Raw genomic sequence first — 15,863 nt, forward strand, 5'->3', positions numbered from 1 at the left:
AATTCGATCGGGAAAAGCATTCGCGTTCAGCTGATTCCTCTTCTGATGGGCCGGTTCGCGCATTCCTCAAAGATGCGCACGCCGCACCCCGCGCAGATGTCAGGGTCGAGCCGCGCGATGACGGCGTGCAGGGCCTGGCGCTTGGTCGGGAAGACATGGTTATCGCCCAGCTTGGCGCGAAAGCCGGTCTGTTCCCAGGTCCGCTGCACCTGCGCGCGCGGGCGGTGGAAGTACAGATCGCCGCCCGCGGCGCGGCGCTCGGTCAGCTCGCTTTCCCACATCTCCGCGCCTGCCAGGTCGATGAAGTTCATGCTCTTCGTCATGACCAGCAAATGGGTCTGGCCAGGACTGACCGTGCGCAGCCGATGCAGGCAGTCGGCCACATACTGCACTGCGCCGAAGAAGATCGCGCCTTCCATGCGCAGTAGCTTCAGCTGCGGACATTCGAGCCGGAGCCGCGGCAGTTCGTCCAGCGGGGTGAAGCGGCGGTCGGGGTCGTCCGCATCCGGCACCAGGCTGCGCACGGCGGGTCGCGAGGTGCGGTACAGATAGGCCACCAGCGAGAGCGTAGCTCCGAGCAGCACGGCCATCTCCAGGCGGATCACCAGCGTGGCCGCGAAGGTGCCGAGCGCGATAGCGAACTCGGTTCGGCTCAGGCGTGCGATGCGCCTGAGTCGGGCGAAATCGAACAATCCCCATGCCACCAGGATCAGCGTAGCAGCAATGGCCGCGAGCGGAATCTGCGCCAGCAGCGGCGCGCTGACGCTCACCAGCGCCACCAGTAGCAGGGAGGAAAACACACTGGCCAGCGGCGTCTGCGCACCGGCCTCGAAGTTGGGCATGGAGCGGTTAAGCGAACCGCAGGAGACATAGGAGGAGAACAGGCCACCGGCAATGTTGGACAGGCCCTGTCCGATGAATTCGCGGTTGGCATCCACGTGCTGACCGGAACGCAGCGCTACTGCCTTGGCGATGGAAATCGACTGGCCGAGCGCGACGATGGTCAGCGCGGCAACCACGCCCGGCAGGGCGGGAATGATTTGCCAAGGAGTACTCGGTAAATGAAAGCGTGGGATCGCCGAGGGGATCTGGCCAATCACATTCACATGGCCGCCCAGGTCCGTGGCGTTCAGCACCAAGGCGAAGCCATAGCCGGCCAGCAGGCCGAGCAGAGTGAAGGGCAGCCGGCGTGAAACGCGCTTGACCACCAGCGTGACTACCAGCGTGACAGCGCCGACCGCGGAGGCACCCCAATGGACGCTGGACATGTTCTCGAACAGGAAGCGCACCACGCCAAACGCATTGGTGCCGGTGGGCACCGGCAATCCGAACAGGTCCTTGAGCGCATACAACGCGATCAGGGTGGCGGCACCGCAGGTGAACCCCAGCAGCACCGATGGAGAGATGAAGTTGGCAAGGGACCCCAGCCGCAGCGCGCCGACCGCCAGTTGCAGCACGCCAACCAGAATGGTCACCGCCAGCACCAGACTGATGTACTCGGCGCTGCCAGCGATGGCGAGCGGGCTCAACATGGCGAACAAGGCCAGGGAGTTGGCATTGGTCGGGCCCGACATCACATGCCGGCTCGATCCAAACAAGGCCGCGACGATGCATGGGACCACCGCCGTATAGATGCCGTACTGCGGCGGCATGCCGGCCAGTGTGGCAAAGGCAACCCCTTGCGGCAGGACCAGCACGGCACCAAGCAGACCGGCCATCAGGTCGGCACGCAGCGATTCGGAACTGATGCCGCGGTGCCATGGCATCAGGAAACTGGCGAGACGATTAGCGGCTGTAGCGGGCAACAGCGACGCACCGGGAAGTGAAGGCATCGATTGAAAAGCTCAGTCAGCCACGACCAGATTGGCTGACTTGGCGGCCGACGTCATCCACGCAAGGTCCGCAACGATCCCATTATCCACTTCAGCAGCCGTTGATGGTCTGACCTCGCTTCCAGCCGCAGCAAAGCTTTCCCGCAGATCAGGCTCTCTCAGGACAGCGCTGACCACGGCAGAGAGCGCTTCAATGACATGCGCGGGCGTCCCCTTTGGTGCAGCGAGGGCGCCCCAGAAAACGAGATTCAGTCCCTGGATGCCCAACTCGGCCAGCGTGGGCGTATCGGGCAGCGCCGCCGTGCGCTTCTCATCGGTAACGGCGAGCACGCGAACCAGCTTCTTCTGTGCAAAGCTGGCAACGACGGGCACCGCACTGATGGCGAACTGCACGTCGCCGCGGGAAAGAGCGGTCAGCATGTCGGGCCCACCCTTGAAAGGTACGGGTACCACGTCCAGGTTGAAATGCCTTGCGAACTTGACGCTTGCCAGGTGCTCCAGCGTTCCGGGCCCGGGCGTAGCGTAGTTCACCTTCCCGGGGTTCGCGCGGGCATACTCGATCAGCTCCTTCAAGGTCCGATAGGCGCTGTTGGGAGGTATGGCAAATGCCCCAGGGGTCATGCTGGTTCGGCCGATGGGCGCCAGTTGCTTGAGCAGGTCGTAGCGACGCAGCGACGCTTGCGCTGCCACCATGCCCGAATTCAGGGCGATCAGGGTGTAGCCGTCCGCAGGAGCTCTCGCTATCGTCTGCATGGCAATCTGATAAATCCCGCCCGGCTTGTTGTCCACCACAACCGACTGGCCGAGGCGCTTCTGTAGCGAAACGCAGAGTTTCCGAACCAGGACATCCGCGGCGCCACCGGCTGGCAGCGGAACGATGACGGTGATAGGCCGTGATGGGAAGGCGCCTGCCGCCAGGACTTTCGTTGCGGGGATCGCCAGCATGCAGGCGGCGCATTTCAGGATGTCGCGGCGGGTAAAGCTCGTCATGGAATTGGCCTCCATTGAAACGGCGTCAGTAAGGCCGACCTTCCTTGCATTGCCACGCAAACTTGATCAGAAGGCGGCGTACGGATTCTGGCGCCCGTGAAACGGTGCCAGGCATCGAACCGTGTGCAGCGCAATCGGTTGCCAGAATTCAGCCAGCGGTATCACGGGATTCGCCATTTCCGGATCTGAATCCGTGCAACAGCTCGCGCTTGAGTACTTTGCCAATTGCGCTGCGAGGCAACTCGGCGGTGAGATGCACCGCTGCAAGCCGCTGCATCTTGCCCAGCCGGTCGTTGACCCACAGGAGCAACGCCTCACTTGTAGGCGCCTGGCCTGGCCGAACCACCACAAATGCCACGGGAGTCTCCCCCCATCTTTCCGAGGGGACGCCTACCACCGCGACATCCGCTACCGCGGGATGCAGAATGAGCTCCGCTTCAAGATCACTGGGAAAGATATTGAAGCCACCGGAAATGATCATGTCCTTCTTGCGATCGACAAGCACAAGGAAGCCGTCCTCATCGAAGCGTCCCATATCACCAGTGCGGATAAAGCGCTCACCCTGGGGGCTGTACCATTCAGCCTCGGCGGTCTTCTCTGGCTGATTTTGGTAGGCAGACATCATTCCCGCGGATTTGCCCACAATCTCTCCAACCGCACCAGATGGGAGTTCGTTTCCGTGCTCATCGATGACACGAATGTCAGAGCCGGGCGCTGGCTGCCCCACGGTATGCAGCTTGTCAGGAAACGCATGCGCGGCGAGCATGCACGTGCCGCCCCCTTCCGTCATGCCATACAGTTCGACCAGCCCGCCGGGCCAGCGCCTTAGCACGTCGGCCTTGAGTTCGGCAGAGAAAGGCGCGCTAGTGCAAAACTTGGTGCGGAAGCTCGACAAGTCGTAGCGCTCGAATTCCGGATGGGCCAGCAACCGCCGATACTGGACCGGCACCAGCATGGTGTTTGTCACGCGGTATTGCTGGGCAAGTTCGAGGTAGTCAATGACATCGAACTTGTCCATCAGGATGACGGTGCCACCCAGCGCCAGGGTCGGGATGAAGCTGACCAGTGTCGTATTGGAGTACAGGGGCGTCGAAAGCAGTGTCACCGAATCCTGACCGTAACCGGTGAGCGCGCTTCGGCACACATGGTTCCACCGCATCCCGTGCGATTGCACGACGCCCTTGGGGGTGCCGGTCGTCCCTGAAGAGTAAATGATGTTGAAGGGCTGCTGGGCCGTGACTGGCACATCAGCCGGGGGCTTTCCGGCGGGGCCGAGCCAGTCCACGAAAGCCTGCGTATCCAGCCTGGCCAGCCTCACATTGCCGAGTTCTGCGGCAACGCCTTCCAGCATCGCAGCCACGACGGCATCGGCAAACAGGATGCCGGCATTGGCGTCGGCCACCATCCCAGCCAGGTTTGCTGCAGTCGAAGACGGCGCCAGCGGCGCAACGACTGCGCCAGCCCGCAAGGCGCCGAGAAAGACGGCGGCATATTCGACGGACGAAGCTGCGCAGATGGCGACAGCTTCCCCCGAACGGACCCCATCGCGTTGCAAGGTGGACGCGACCTGATCCACCATCGCATCCAGTTCCCGGTAACTGATTTTCCGGCAGCGATGAATGAGTGCGGTGCGATCGCCCCCCTTCAACGCATGTTCCCGAATCAGCGCGGACATGCTGGTGAACGGCCGCTCCATTGTGGTGGCAGCTTGCATAGTGATACTTTTGGTGACGTTGAGAACAGCGCAGTTACGGGCCCACCTTCATCTGCCTTGCCTGCCGGGACCGAGGTCCCGGCGTCTTGTGAAGTGGGTAAGGGATCAGTCGGCAGCTGCCGCTGCTTCTAGGTATTGAGCGCCGCGCGCAGGGTCCGTACGGCGTTGCGCATGCGCACGAACTGCAGTTCAGGCAATAGTGGCTGCGGCGTGTCAGGCCCGATGCGCCGTGGGTCTGCATCGACCACCAGGTCGACAAACGTGGCGCCGTCCTGCGCAAGCAATTCCGGGAGTGCGGCAGTCAATGCGTCCAGGTTATCGATCGTGCGCGCATCGTCATAGCCGGCAGCCCTGGCCATCGCCGCGAAATCGCACGTCGGCTCTGTGCCTGCGGTCGCAAGATTGACCAGGCCATTGAACTGCACGCTGTTGTGAAGCACGATATGCAGGAAGCGTTGAGGCCGGTTGTGAGCCACGGTGACCAGGCCACCCAGTTCCATCAGCAGACTGGCGTCGCCATCGACCACGATCACCGGAAGGTCGGGCCTGGCCATCGCCAATCCCAGGCCAAGGCCAGCCGCCCCGCCCATCAAGGGGACCGAGTCGATCCGGCGCTCAGCCACACCCAGCGCGTCGAAGGCAAACTGGGCTGACATCGTCGATACGAGCAGTGCGTCAGGGCATGCTTGGTTGCGGGCCGCAGCGATGGCGGCACAGGCTTGCTGAATTTGCATCGTTTTCGTCTCCTCAATTCCAGGTTACGTGACGACCGATCAGCAGCACCGCCGGTCCCTCACAGGCCGCCGCGTGCGCAAAGGCTTCCGCGCAGTGGGCGACGTCAGTCTCATCTTCGATATTCCAGTACCGAACGCCGATGGCATCCAGCAATGGTTCCATCAGACGCACCATGCTGCGCTTGGAATCTCGTGCAGGTTGCCCGATGTTCTCCAGTTCGCGCCCGAACTGGCCAACAAGAAACACCATGGGCACGCCGGCGTCGATGCAGGTTGCGCGCAGCGTGTTTAGGCACTTGTAGAATCCCTGGTTCTGCACCATGACCACCGGCTTCGCACCGCCAACGTACAGTCCGGTAGCCATCGTCAGTGCCTGATCCTCGCTACAGGCGGCTACCTGCCGGATACCACTATCAGCAGCGAGCAACCTCTCGTGGAGTGCGAACTGCACGAAGTCCGGCACGGTGACGGCGTGCGTTACCTTAGCAGCGCGCAGGGCGCCGAGCATTGCGCTGGCGCTGGGGCCACCGGGGGGATTGGGTGTTCGAACTGCAGTCATGGTTTGTGCATTCATCGTCTTCTCCTTAGTGTGCAAAGTGGCGCGTGTCCGGCGGGTTGCGCCTTCCTCTGGCCGAACGTCCGAACCGCTCAGACAGCGCTGCCCTTCAACCCGGCATCGCGCATCCTGGCTTGTATCAGCGCTTCGCTCGATACGATCGGACTGTCGCTGGCCAGTTCGCCCGGCTCGATCCGCACTCGATCGATCTGCCCGGTGTATCGCAGTGCGCCCTTGCCTTCATGGCACTCGCTGACAGACAGTCGCCTGCTCATGCCGACGCTCAGGCCATTGGTCGCGCGGAGCATCGTCGGCGACAACTCGGCACGCTCAACGTGCAGCGCGCCATTGAGTGTGACAGCCGCTTCCCCCCGGCGTCCGCCGGTCGCCTTGAAATCGAGCTCGAACTCCTGTTTTCCCGGCTTGAGCCGGATGGGCGGCAGGGTCCGCGGGCTGAACCACCACTGGTACGTGAAATGCAGCGCGTCCTGCTCCACGTAGAGCACCATTCCGGAGAAGCGGTCGCCGATGGAAAGGATGACGCCCTCGTCCCCCGTGTTCCAGTCAAACGATGCCCGCAGGACAAAGCACCGATCGCCAATCAGGGGAGAGATCACCGCGCCCGGAATGGCCTGGCCCTCCCGATGGAAGTCTCGCGGCAACCGGACGTGATCGAGTTCATATGGAGGCAGGGAAACCAGGCGCCGCTCATCGCGGTTGTCGAGCGGATAGACGTAGTTCGCGGTCGCTTCGCTTTCGAACTCCGCCACCATGCGATCCAATATCTCCGGATGCTGGTCCGCGAGGTCATGGATCTCGGTCGGGTCGTCGGCGATATTGAACAGCATCCAGTTGTCCAGATCGAGGCGCTGCGCCGGCACCTGCAAGGAGACGATCTTCCAGTCGCCAGAGATATATCCCCGGTTGGCCTGCAGTTCGTAGTACTGGCGGCTGCGCTGCGACGGCGCCGTGCCGCTGCGCAGGCTGGCAGTAAAGCTCTTGCCGTCCAGGTCACGGGTGCGGAAGCCATTAAACACCGGCGGCAGCGCCGTCTGGGCCAGGTCCATCACCGTCGGCAACACGTCAGTCACGTGAATCCATTGCCGGCGGATAGCGCCCCGCTCCTCCCTGGCAATGCCGCTAGGCCAATGCACTACGAACGGCACGCGAATGCCGCCCGCCATTGGGGTGCGCTTGTAGAGCCGGTAAGGCGTATTGCTGACCTGTGTCCAGCCGGACGGATAGACGACATATGTCTCTTTACTCCCCACGCGGCCGGCTTCCAGCAGTTGCCTGTTGACCTCCGGATTGTCCGGCAGCCCTGCCCGGCGTGCCTGAAGGTTCATGGCGCCGGTCGGGCCTCCGACGGAGTTGGCGCCGTTGTCCGAAGTCACCATGACAATGGTGTTGTCAAGCTGGCCAGTCCTGCGCAGGAAGTCCAGGACCTTGCCAATGTTCTGGTCTGCGTTGTCGACCAGCGCAGCATAGACTTCCATGTACCGTGCGTACAACGCCCGGTCCTCGGGCGGCAGGTCCGCCCACGCGGCCACGCCCGGATTGCGTTCAGGGTAGGCGGCGTTGGGCTCGATCACGGCTTCCGCGCGCTGCCGCTGGTAGCGCGCCATGCGCAGTGCATCCCACCCGGCATCGTAGCGGCCCAGGTACTTCTTCAGGTCCCCTGGCTTTGCCTGCAAGGGGCCATGGGGCGTCTGGAAAGCCAGGTAGAGAAAGAACGGCTTGTCCGGCGAACAGGATCGGTGCTCAGCCATCCAGCCGATCGCGCGCCGGGTGTAGTCATCTGGCGCAAAGTAGTCGTCCGGATAAGATTCCACGCCGGCAAACTGGTTGCCGTCCAGCATATTGTCCGGCTGGAAGTAGCTGGTCTCGGCCGACATAAAGCCGTAGAAGCGGTCAAAGCCTCGCTGCAATGGCCACGAGCTGGTATCGCCGCCGGGAAAGTTGTTCCGGTCATAGGTGTTGTGCCACTTGCCGACCGCCATGGTGCTGTAGCCGGTGCTCCTCAAGATCTCCGCCATGGTGGGCGCATCCAGGGACATCTCACCCTTATAGCCCGGGTAGCCCGGATCATGGTGTGAGAGCCAGCCGCATCCCACGCTGTGCGGATTCTTGCCCGTGAGCAGCGCCGCGCGCGCAGGCGTGCACATGGGGACGGTTGTATAGTTGGTGAATCGCAGCCCCCCGGCCGCCAGGGCGTCGACGTTTGGCGTCTCGATCTCTCCGCCAAAGCAGCCCAGGTCGGAGAACCCGAGGTCGTCGAGCAGGATCATGACAACGTTGGGGCTGCCAGCTTTTGCGCGCACGGGGGGGGACCAGTGCGGCATTGAGTCTGCCAGCGTCTTCCCCATCTTGCCCTGGAATGCCGGTTGGTACTGCGGTTCAAAATTACTGGTTGTCATGAGACCTCTTGTCATTGTGGCGTGATCGCAAGCTTCGTGGCGATCCGTTCATCAGCGCGACTAGCGGTGGATGCCATGGGCTGGCTTGCCTATGTCTTCAGGCCCAGGCGTTTCACCAGAGCCTGTTCCGTCTGGATTTCCGTGCGCAGTTGCTCGGCGAACGCCGCCGCAGACTCACTGATCTCCACGCTCGCACCCACGCTTCCCAGATACGCCACATACTCGGGCTTACTCGCGACGGCCTTGACCGCCGTGAACAGCCGCTCGACCAGCTCCGGCCTGGCCTTGCCCGGCAAGGCGTACCCGCCCCACGGCACATAGTTGTAGCCGGGCACCCCTGCTTGCGCCACGGTGGGCACGTCGGGAAACTGCGCCGGGCGCTTGTTGGCCGTAATGGACAAGGCGCGCAAGGTGCCCTTCTTCAGGTAGGCGAGCACGGCGCCCGGATGCTGGAAGGAAAAGTCCACTTCGCCGGACAACAGCGCGACCGCGCCCTCAGCGCCGGACTTGAATGGCACATGCAGCGCCTTGAGCCCGCCCGGCACCCGATCACTGAGAATCTCGTACATCAGGTGCGTGTTCGAACCGATGCCCCCGCTGGCGTAACTCAGCTTGCCCGGTGCGGACTGGATCGCAGCGATCAGGTCTGCCTGGGTCTTGTAGGGCGAGTTGCCGCGCACGACCAGCACATGCGGCGTCACAGTGGTCTTCGTCACCGGCTTGAGGTCTTTGAGCAGGTCGTAGCGGCCAGTGATGGCCTGTTGGGTGACCATCAGGTTGCTCATCAACAGGATGACGCTGCCGTCGGGCGGCGCGTTGATGACGGACTTGGCGGCGATCAGGCCGGACGCACCTGGCTTGTTCTCGACCACGATGGTCGTGCCCAGCGCCTTGCCGAGCATGCCCTCCATCATCCGCACACTGTTGTCGGCACCGCCACCGGCCTGGAAGGGCACGACCAGCTTGGTGGTGGATGGCCATGGCGTCTGCGCGAAGGCGGACCGGCCCACGGCGCCCAATGCCAGGATTGCGCCACCTCCCTGCAGGAGCTTACGGCGGAAAAGATCGGTCATGAGATGTCTCCAGGAAGGGTGGACGGCACCGCCGGGGTGCGGCCACCCATGGTTTGGCGTGTCTGTCTTGGTCCCGCGCGCCTGCGCGGACGCACGCTTCAGGTATGCTCGGCCAGCACGAAGTCGGCCACGCGTTCACCGATGACGATGGCGATCGCGTTCGTGTTGGTTGCTGCGATGGATGGCATCACGCTGCAGTCAGCGACCCGAAGCCCGGTGATCCCATGCACGCGCAGCCTGGGGTCGACCACGGACTGCGCGGCATCGGTCCCGATGCGGCAGGTGCCGACCGGGTGGTAGGCCGTGGCGCCGGTCGCGCGCATATAGTCCACCAGGGCTTCGTCGGAAGAGACAAACGGTCCCGGACGCAGCTCCTCGGTCAGCCAGCGCGCCAGCGGCGCGGCCGCGGCCACCTGGCGCGACTTGCGCAAGGCAACCAGGCAGGCCTCGATATCGCGCGGGTCGGTGAAATGGTTGGACACCATCCGCGGGGACGCAGCGGGATCGGCGCTGACGATGTGCGAGGACCCGCGCGAATAGGGGCAGATCTGGAACGATGCCAGGGTCACGCCGTCGAAGGGATCCAGCCGTGTCCGAGTTTTGCCGCGATTGCCCGAGGAACTGGCCTGCTGGATCTGGAGCTTGATCTCGGCATCCTTGCCGCCGGCCTCGCGCGGCACGAAGCCATGCGCGGTGATGGTGGCCGACGTCAGGCGTCCGTCACGGCGGAAGAACCAGCGCACGCCGTCCTTGAATCTGCCAACCCCGCTGGCAAGCTGCCGGTTCCAGCTGATGCCCGGCTTGCACCGGTAGGCCATCGGGCTGTAGACGTGCTCTGAGAGGTTTTCCCCCACCATCGGCAACTCGTGCAGCAGCGCAATGCCCGCCGCGCTCAAGGCATCGCGCCGGCCGATGCCAGACAGTTCGAGCAGCTGGGCGGAATTGAAGGCGCCGCCGCTCACGATCACTTCGCGGCGCGCACGCAGCGTCAGCTCGCGCTCCCCCCCGCGGGCCACCACGCCGCAGGCCCGCTTTCCCTGAATCAGGACCCGGCTGGCCAGCACGCCCGTCATGATGGTCAGGTTATCCAGCCCCTTGTTCGGGTCCAGGTAGGCCTCGCGCATGTTGGAGCGCATGCCGTTGCGCGTGTTGAACTGGATGTAGCTGCCGCCGATCCCGCCGGCATTGTAGTCAGCGACCCGCTTGCCTACCCCCGAAGCCTGCAACGCATCGAGGAAGGCATCCGGTCCTTCATCGACCGGCTGGAATTCCGTGACGCCGACCGGGCCTCCCCGCCCGCGATGCGCCGGATCCCCCTTGGCATAGCTTTCGATCTTGCGGAACCAGGGCGCCAGATCGTTCCAGCCCCAGCCAGGGCAGCCATCCTCCGCCCATCGGTCATATTCGCGAGGGGTGCCATGCACCCACATCATGCCGTTGACCGTGGAACTGCCGCCCACCACCCAGCCGCGCGGCCAGTAGATCTTGCGGCCGTTCAGTTGCGCGTCCGACTCGGTGAAGAAGTCACGGATATAAATGCCCCGCCCCAGGAGATTGACGATGCCAATCGGGATGCGGCTCCAGAAGCTGGTGTCCGGCGGGCCCGCCTCGAGCAGCAGGACCTGGTGCTTGCCCGCCTGCGCCAGCCTTACCGCCGCCGCGGCACCGGCGGAGCCGGCGCCGACGACGATAAAGTCATAAGTATCTGTCTCGTTCATGCTCATTCTGTTCATCCGCTATCCAGTCTCTTGCTGTGCCGCGCCAGGCGAACTACCCAATGCCGACATCTCGATACTAGGCCTGGCGCACTGCAACAATCTGTCAACCTGGAGACAAAATCCGGTTTCTGGCACGGCACGGTTCTGACAGGCCGCGCACGGGATGCCCCCGCCAGGACCAGTGCCTTGCCTGCGTCAATTCAGAAGCGATGGCGGATGCCGACGCTGACGGACTTGCCGGAATCGCCGCTGTTGGCGTCGATCGGGATCTGGTTCAGCGAGATGCTGCCGCGCGGGCTGTTATGGAAGTAGAGCCCGCGCACATAGACAGCCGTCCGCTTGCTCATCGCATGGTCCCAGCCCAGTGCCAGGGCGAAAGGCTGATTGCCTCCCTTGACGAAGCGCTTGACGACTGCCGCCTTCAGGACATCGCTCTTGGTGACGTCCCAGTTTGCAGTCAGGCCGAGATGCCGCGCCGGCTTCGTATTGACAAAGGTGCTGCTGGTATAGCCAGCGGCCACTCCCCATTCGACGGGGCCGGTACGGACGGCGGCGCCCGCAAGATGGATGGAGGTCAGCCTGGTTTCGGTTGGCGTCGGCGTCTGCGGGTTGTGCATGCCTTGATAGGCGTAGAAGCCATAGACCGATTTCGACTCATAGGTGAGATTCGCGCCGAAGTTCAGGCCACTGCGGGGCGAGCCGGGCACCTCGCCCGGCGCCACGGCGGCGCCGAAAGCGAATCTGCCGAACTTGGGTGAAAAATACTGCACCGCATTGTTGAAGCGCGCGCCGAAGGCGACCTGCCCGGTTCCCTGCGAGGCGACGCTGTTGAGCAGGCCGAAAGGCGATACGGCGGCGTTCAATGCGAACGGGTCCACGCGCACCAGCGCATAGAAGGACGGCGTGTACTGGCGGCCAAGCCTCACTTCGCCCCAGGTATCCGACCCCAGGCCGACATAGGCCTGCCGGCCGAACAGCGTGCCGCTGCCAAAGGCTTCCATGCCGGTGTCCATGCTGACGCCGGCTTCCATCAGGGCCGTGGCCCGGGTTCCGCCCCCGAGGTCTTCGATCACCCTGATCCCGAAACGCGATGCGGCCTGCTCGCCATCGCGCATGCGCACAACACTACCGGTCGACCCGTGGGCATATTCCACGGCCAGGTCGGCGACACCGAACAATTGCGTAGTGGTTGCCTCCGATGCGCCCGCCGCGACGATCAAGATGCAGGCCACACCATGTTTTCGTGCCATTGTTTGCTCCCCCTTCATTTTTGTTATCGATTCACACAGGGCGTGCTGCTAGCCGGCGGCCTGCGCCATTGCAGCGTCCACCACCTGGTTCGCATGACACGCTCTTAAGCCGGGGAAGTGGCGCACGAAAGGGCGCAGAGCGGTGCGGCGGCTGCCACGGCTACCGCCGCAAAGCCTGATGTTGCGATGCTAAGATGTTCACTCGCCAGCCTTGACCCCTCGACGCTTTCCCCATGTGCGCATTCTGGCGATGCCGCGCTGCAACAATCTGTCACCTTGAAGACAAAAACTGGACTTACGGCGTATCAGGCACTCGCCAACTCCGTACTCGAGCGCTCCGCGGCGCTGCAAGGGTGCGCGAAGCAGACGCGCAGCCGTTTCGTTGAGACGGGGAAGATCAAGCAATATGCCACCGGAGAAATCCTCACTACCCGAGGTCAGCCGGTGGATTCGCTAATTGTGCTGCTAAGTGGTTGCCTTGAGGTCGGCGTTTTTACGGGTTCAGGCAAACGCTTTGTGATCCGCTATATGGAGCCTGGGCAAATTCAAGGCGTCATCCCCGTGCTGGATGGACAGCACTCCATTCACGACACGCGCGCGCATAGTGATTCGGTCGTATTGCACATTGCCAAACAGGCCTTCATGGATGCGCTCCTTACAGACGCCGCACTGGCCCAGGCATTGCTGCGCCTCTTCTGCTGGCGCTCTCGCGCTCTTTATGACGGAGCCGCTGCCAACGCGCTGGCCCCGATACGGGTCCGGGTGGCGCGATCGCTGGTCTCGCTGCTTCCTGCTTACGGCCTCCCGCGGGGGGACGTAGTCACGCTCTCACTCAAGCTCTCCCAGGACGAACTGGCCGCATTGGTGGGCGTGTCGCGACAGCGGCTGAACCGGGAGCTAAAAGATTTCGAGAGCGAGAAGATCATCACGATCGCCTATTCGCATATCGAGATACTGGATTGCCCCGCCCTTATCGCGATTGCATCGCTGGATGTGTAGCATGTGTAGCATCAATGCCAGTGCTAGCTACCGACGAACTGATCAGCGTTATGGCAGCAGCGCTGGTTCGCGAGCTGGCCATGCCTCGAGTTTATGGCGATGGTACTGGAGCACTATGGGCCTGATGCACCTACGGAATTCGCTCGTGCGCAAGGACGTAACAAATGTCCGTTTCGCGTTGGAAGCCGCCGTTGGGGCCGCGCGGGGCTAGACGGCAGAAGAGGGTCGGACAGCGACCGTTACAGCAGGCGCAAACTGAATCTCCCTTCACCTGAAAGGAGATCGTCATGGATACGCGAAACTCCCCCGCCGCGCCTCACGTTCCTTGGAACAAAGGGAAGCTTACGGGTCAGAAGCCGCCCTTGAAGCTCAAGGAAATCTGGGCGATCCGCACCAGGCTCCAAATGTCCTCGAAGGCGCGCGAGCTTACGCTGTTCAACTTGGCCATCGACAGCAAGCTCCGAGCTTGCGATCTGACTCGATTGCTGGTCCAAGACATATGCCACGGCGGGCACGTGGCCGCCCGAGCCACAGTCACTCAGCAAAAGACCCATCGACCGGTGCAGTTTGAGATCACCGAGCAGACCCGTGACAGCGTTGCTGCCTGGATTCGGATACGAGGACTCCGTTCATCTGACCACCTTTTCCCAAGCCGACTTCACGCCTGCGCGCAGTACAGTTGCTGCTTGGACACACTAAGATCGAGAGCACTGTCAGATATCTTGGCATCGAGGTCGACGACGCGCTTGAGATGGCGGAGCAGACTGAAGTTTGATGACATCACGGCCGGCGAGCGGTCGCTTGCGGCCAGTTTCGGACATCGGCCAACGCTTGCGTCCAGGCAGCTCAATGCCCGCTCCGCATCCCGTACCGGACGTTCAGGCTTATGCTAGCTGCGCACGCGCAGGCAAGCCGCTCAGCGCCCCAGTCCGAGGAACGAAGGCTGTCGTTTGTCGAGGAAGGCCGCCACCCCCTCACGGAAGTCGCTGCCCTGCAATGAAGCCGCGATCTCGCGCTCAGCCAGCGCCACGCTTTCACCTAGCGTCTGGCCAAGCGCGAGGTACGATTGCCGCTTGGCCGCCGCCATTGCGCTGGGCGAGCATAGCGTCGCCAAAGTAGCGGCACGTTCGAGCACCGCCGGCAGGAATCCATCGGCTTCGAGCACCGCGGAAACCAGACCGGCCTGATCGGCCTCCTGAGCGGTCATTGACCTGCCGCACATTAGCCACTCGAGCGCACGTGACAAGCCGATCAGCCTGGGCAGGATCCAGGCAATGCCGTGCTCGGCGGCCAGCCCACGCCGCACGAACGCCGGCACCAGTCGCGCGTCGTGACTGGCGTAGCGGATATCGCAATAGAGTGCGAGCACAAGGCCAACCCCGGCTGCGGCGCCGTTCAGGGCGCAGATGATGGGCTTGCCGATGGCCAGCAGATAGCTGTAGCGCTGGTCAAAGTCTTTCCTGGCGGTGGCATCGTCAGGCATGGGAGCCGCCGTGCCAACGGCGCATTGCGGGCCGGACGCTGTTAGCCGCGCGCGCGCCGCCGACAGATCGGCGCCGGCACAGAAGGCCTTGCCGGCCCCCGTCAGCACGATCACACGGACCTCGCGGTCGTCCCGGCAGCGCTCGAGCGCTGCGCGCAGTCCCGCTTCCATTTCGGCGTTCCAGGCGTTGAGCTGGTCCGGCCGGTTGAGGGTGATGACGGCAATCTGGTCCGCCACTTCGCAGCGTATGCTCTCGGTGGGGCTCGGGCTGGCCACGCTCATGATTTGCTCCCCACGCGTTCCGTCAGCAAGCGCAGTGCCTGGCGGTGCGCTTCGGTCGTATGCGCCAGCGCCTGCATGCTGGCGGAGAGGTCGAGCACGGCGTCGAGCGTGTTGAGCAGGGACGCCTCCACCAGGCGTTTTGTCATCCTGACTGCGTGCCCCGGGTTCGCAGCGATCGCACGCGCAAGCGTCAGCGCAGTCTCCATCAGTGCTTCAGGCTCGGCCAGGCGCGACACGAGACCCCATTCCATTGCCTGCTGCGCATCGATGGCGTTGCCGGTGAGCGCCATTTCATACGCGCGCGCCAGCGGCAGGATTCGTGCCAGCAACCAGGCGCCGCCGTCGCCCGCTACCAGGCCAAGCTTGACGAAACTCTCGGCAAAGGTAGCGCGGGTCGAGGCAATGCGGATGTCGCACATGCAGGCGACGTCCAGTCCGGCACCAATGGCGGGGCCGTTGACCGCGGCGATCACCGGTATGTCGATTTGCTGGAAGGCACGCGGAATGCGCTGGATGCCAGTGCGGTAGCGCTGTTCGTTGACGATCGGCTCACCCGCTGCGAGCTGACCCAGCGATTGCAGGCTGCCGCCGGCGCAGAACGCGGGCCCGGCGCCGGTCAGCATGGCCGCGCGCAGGGTCGTATCGGCGGAGATCTCCGCAAGTGCCGTGACGATCGCCTGGATGCTGGCGTCGTCTGCAATGGCATTGCGGGTCTGGGGGCGATTCAGCGTGAGGATGGCAATGCCATCCTCACGGACAGTCTGGACGAAATCAGACATGACTGGAAGTCTCCATTGGCAGACGGCCGGTTTTCA

General features: G+C 63.4%; 12 protein-coding genes and 1 pseudogene. 2 read left to right on the forward strand and 11 right to left on the reverse strand.

Going from position 1 to position 15,863, the window contains the following annotated elements; genetic code table 11:
- Positions 1-26: 26 nt before the first annotated feature.
- The 9 genes from AC3WVS_RS07400 to AC3WVS_RS07440 all read right to left on the reverse strand — a co-directional run bounded on the left by AC3WVS_RS07400 (position 27) and on the right by AC3WVS_RS07440 (position 12,302).
- Entirely contained in the window at positions 27-1,766 is a 1,740-nt protein-coding gene (locus AC3WVS_RS07400) for a SulP family inorganic anion transporter (RefSeq protein ID WP_492318042.1), read from the reverse strand.
- Positions 1,767-1,844: 78 nt separating this feature from the next.
- A complete protein-coding gene (locus tag AC3WVS_RS07405; protein WP_492318043.1) occupies positions 1,845-2,822 on the reverse strand; it encodes a Bug family tripartite tricarboxylate transporter substrate binding protein in 978 nt (325 codons plus the stop codon).
- Between the two features lie 148 nt (positions 2,823-2,970).
- Positions 2,971-4,536: a class I adenylate-forming enzyme family protein gene (locus AC3WVS_RS07410; protein ID WP_492318044.1), complete on the reverse strand. Its 1,566-nt coding sequence runs from the start codon at positions 4,534-4,536 to the stop codon at positions 2,971-2,973.
- A 128-nt stretch (positions 4,537-4,664) separates the two neighbouring features.
- Positions 4,665-5,270, reverse strand: coding sequence for a thiamine pyrophosphate-dependent enzyme (locus AC3WVS_RS07415; protein ID WP_492318045.1), 606 nt, complete (start codon positions 5,268-5,270; stop codon positions 4,665-4,667).
- 13 nt (positions 5,271-5,283) lie between these two features.
- Positions 5,284-5,844, reverse strand: coding sequence for a thiamine pyrophosphate-binding protein (locus tag AC3WVS_RS07420; protein WP_492318046.1), 561 nt, complete (start codon positions 5,842-5,844; stop codon positions 5,284-5,286).
- Between the two features lie 74 nt (positions 5,845-5,918).
- Positions 5,919-8,243 carry an arylsulfatase gene (locus AC3WVS_RS07425; protein WP_492318047.1) on the reverse strand — a complete coding sequence of 775 codons (2,325 nt, stop codon included), beginning with the start codon at positions 8,241-8,243 and terminating at the stop codon, positions 5,919-5,921.
- Positions 8,244-8,332: 89 nt separating this feature from the next.
- A complete protein-coding gene (locus AC3WVS_RS07430; RefSeq protein WP_492318048.1) occupies positions 8,333-9,316 on the reverse strand; it encodes a Bug family tripartite tricarboxylate transporter substrate binding protein in 984 nt (327 codons plus the stop codon).
- Between the two features lie 98 nt (positions 9,317-9,414).
- Complete coding sequence (locus AC3WVS_RS07435; RefSeq protein ID WP_492318049.1) at positions 9,415-11,034, reverse strand: GMC family oxidoreductase; 1,620 nt, start codon at positions 11,032-11,034, stop codon at positions 9,415-9,417.
- Between the two features lie 200 nt (positions 11,035-11,234).
- Entirely contained in the window at positions 11,235-12,302 is a 1,068-nt protein-coding gene (locus AC3WVS_RS07440) for a porin (protein WP_492318050.1), read from the reverse strand.
- A gap of 258 nt (positions 12,303-12,560) precedes the next feature.
- Here AC3WVS_RS07440 and AC3WVS_RS07445 point away from each other — a divergent pair, with 258 nt between their 5' ends.
- Complete coding sequence (locus tag AC3WVS_RS07445) at positions 12,561-13,283, forward strand: Crp/Fnr family transcriptional regulator (protein WP_492318051.1); 723 nt, start codon at positions 12,561-12,563, stop codon at positions 13,281-13,283.
- A 287-nt stretch (positions 13,284-13,570) separates the two neighbouring features.
- Positions 13,571-14,058 (forward strand): annotated as a pseudogene (locus AC3WVS_RS07450) (site-specific integrase).
- A gap of 141 nt (positions 14,059-14,199) precedes the next feature.
- Here the strand turns inward: AC3WVS_RS07450 and AC3WVS_RS07455 are convergent.
- Both AC3WVS_RS07455 and AC3WVS_RS07460 read right to left on the reverse strand, forming a co-directional pair.
- Positions 14,200-15,048 carry an enoyl-CoA hydratase-related protein gene (locus AC3WVS_RS07455; RefSeq protein ID WP_492318052.1) on the reverse strand — a complete coding sequence of 283 codons (849 nt, stop codon included), beginning with the start codon at positions 15,046-15,048 and terminating at the stop codon, positions 14,200-14,202.
- Positions 15,045-15,827 carry an enoyl-CoA hydratase-related protein gene (locus tag AC3WVS_RS07460; RefSeq protein WP_492318053.1) on the reverse strand — a complete coding sequence of 261 codons (783 nt, stop codon included), beginning with the start codon at positions 15,825-15,827 and terminating at the stop codon, positions 15,045-15,047. The genes AC3WVS_RS07455 and AC3WVS_RS07460 overlap by 4 nt, the downstream gene beginning before the upstream one ends.
- Between the last annotated feature and the right edge of the window lie 36 nt (positions 15,828-15,863).

This window comes from Cupriavidus sp. CPT47-8839-RL05A (assembly GCF_058792255.1).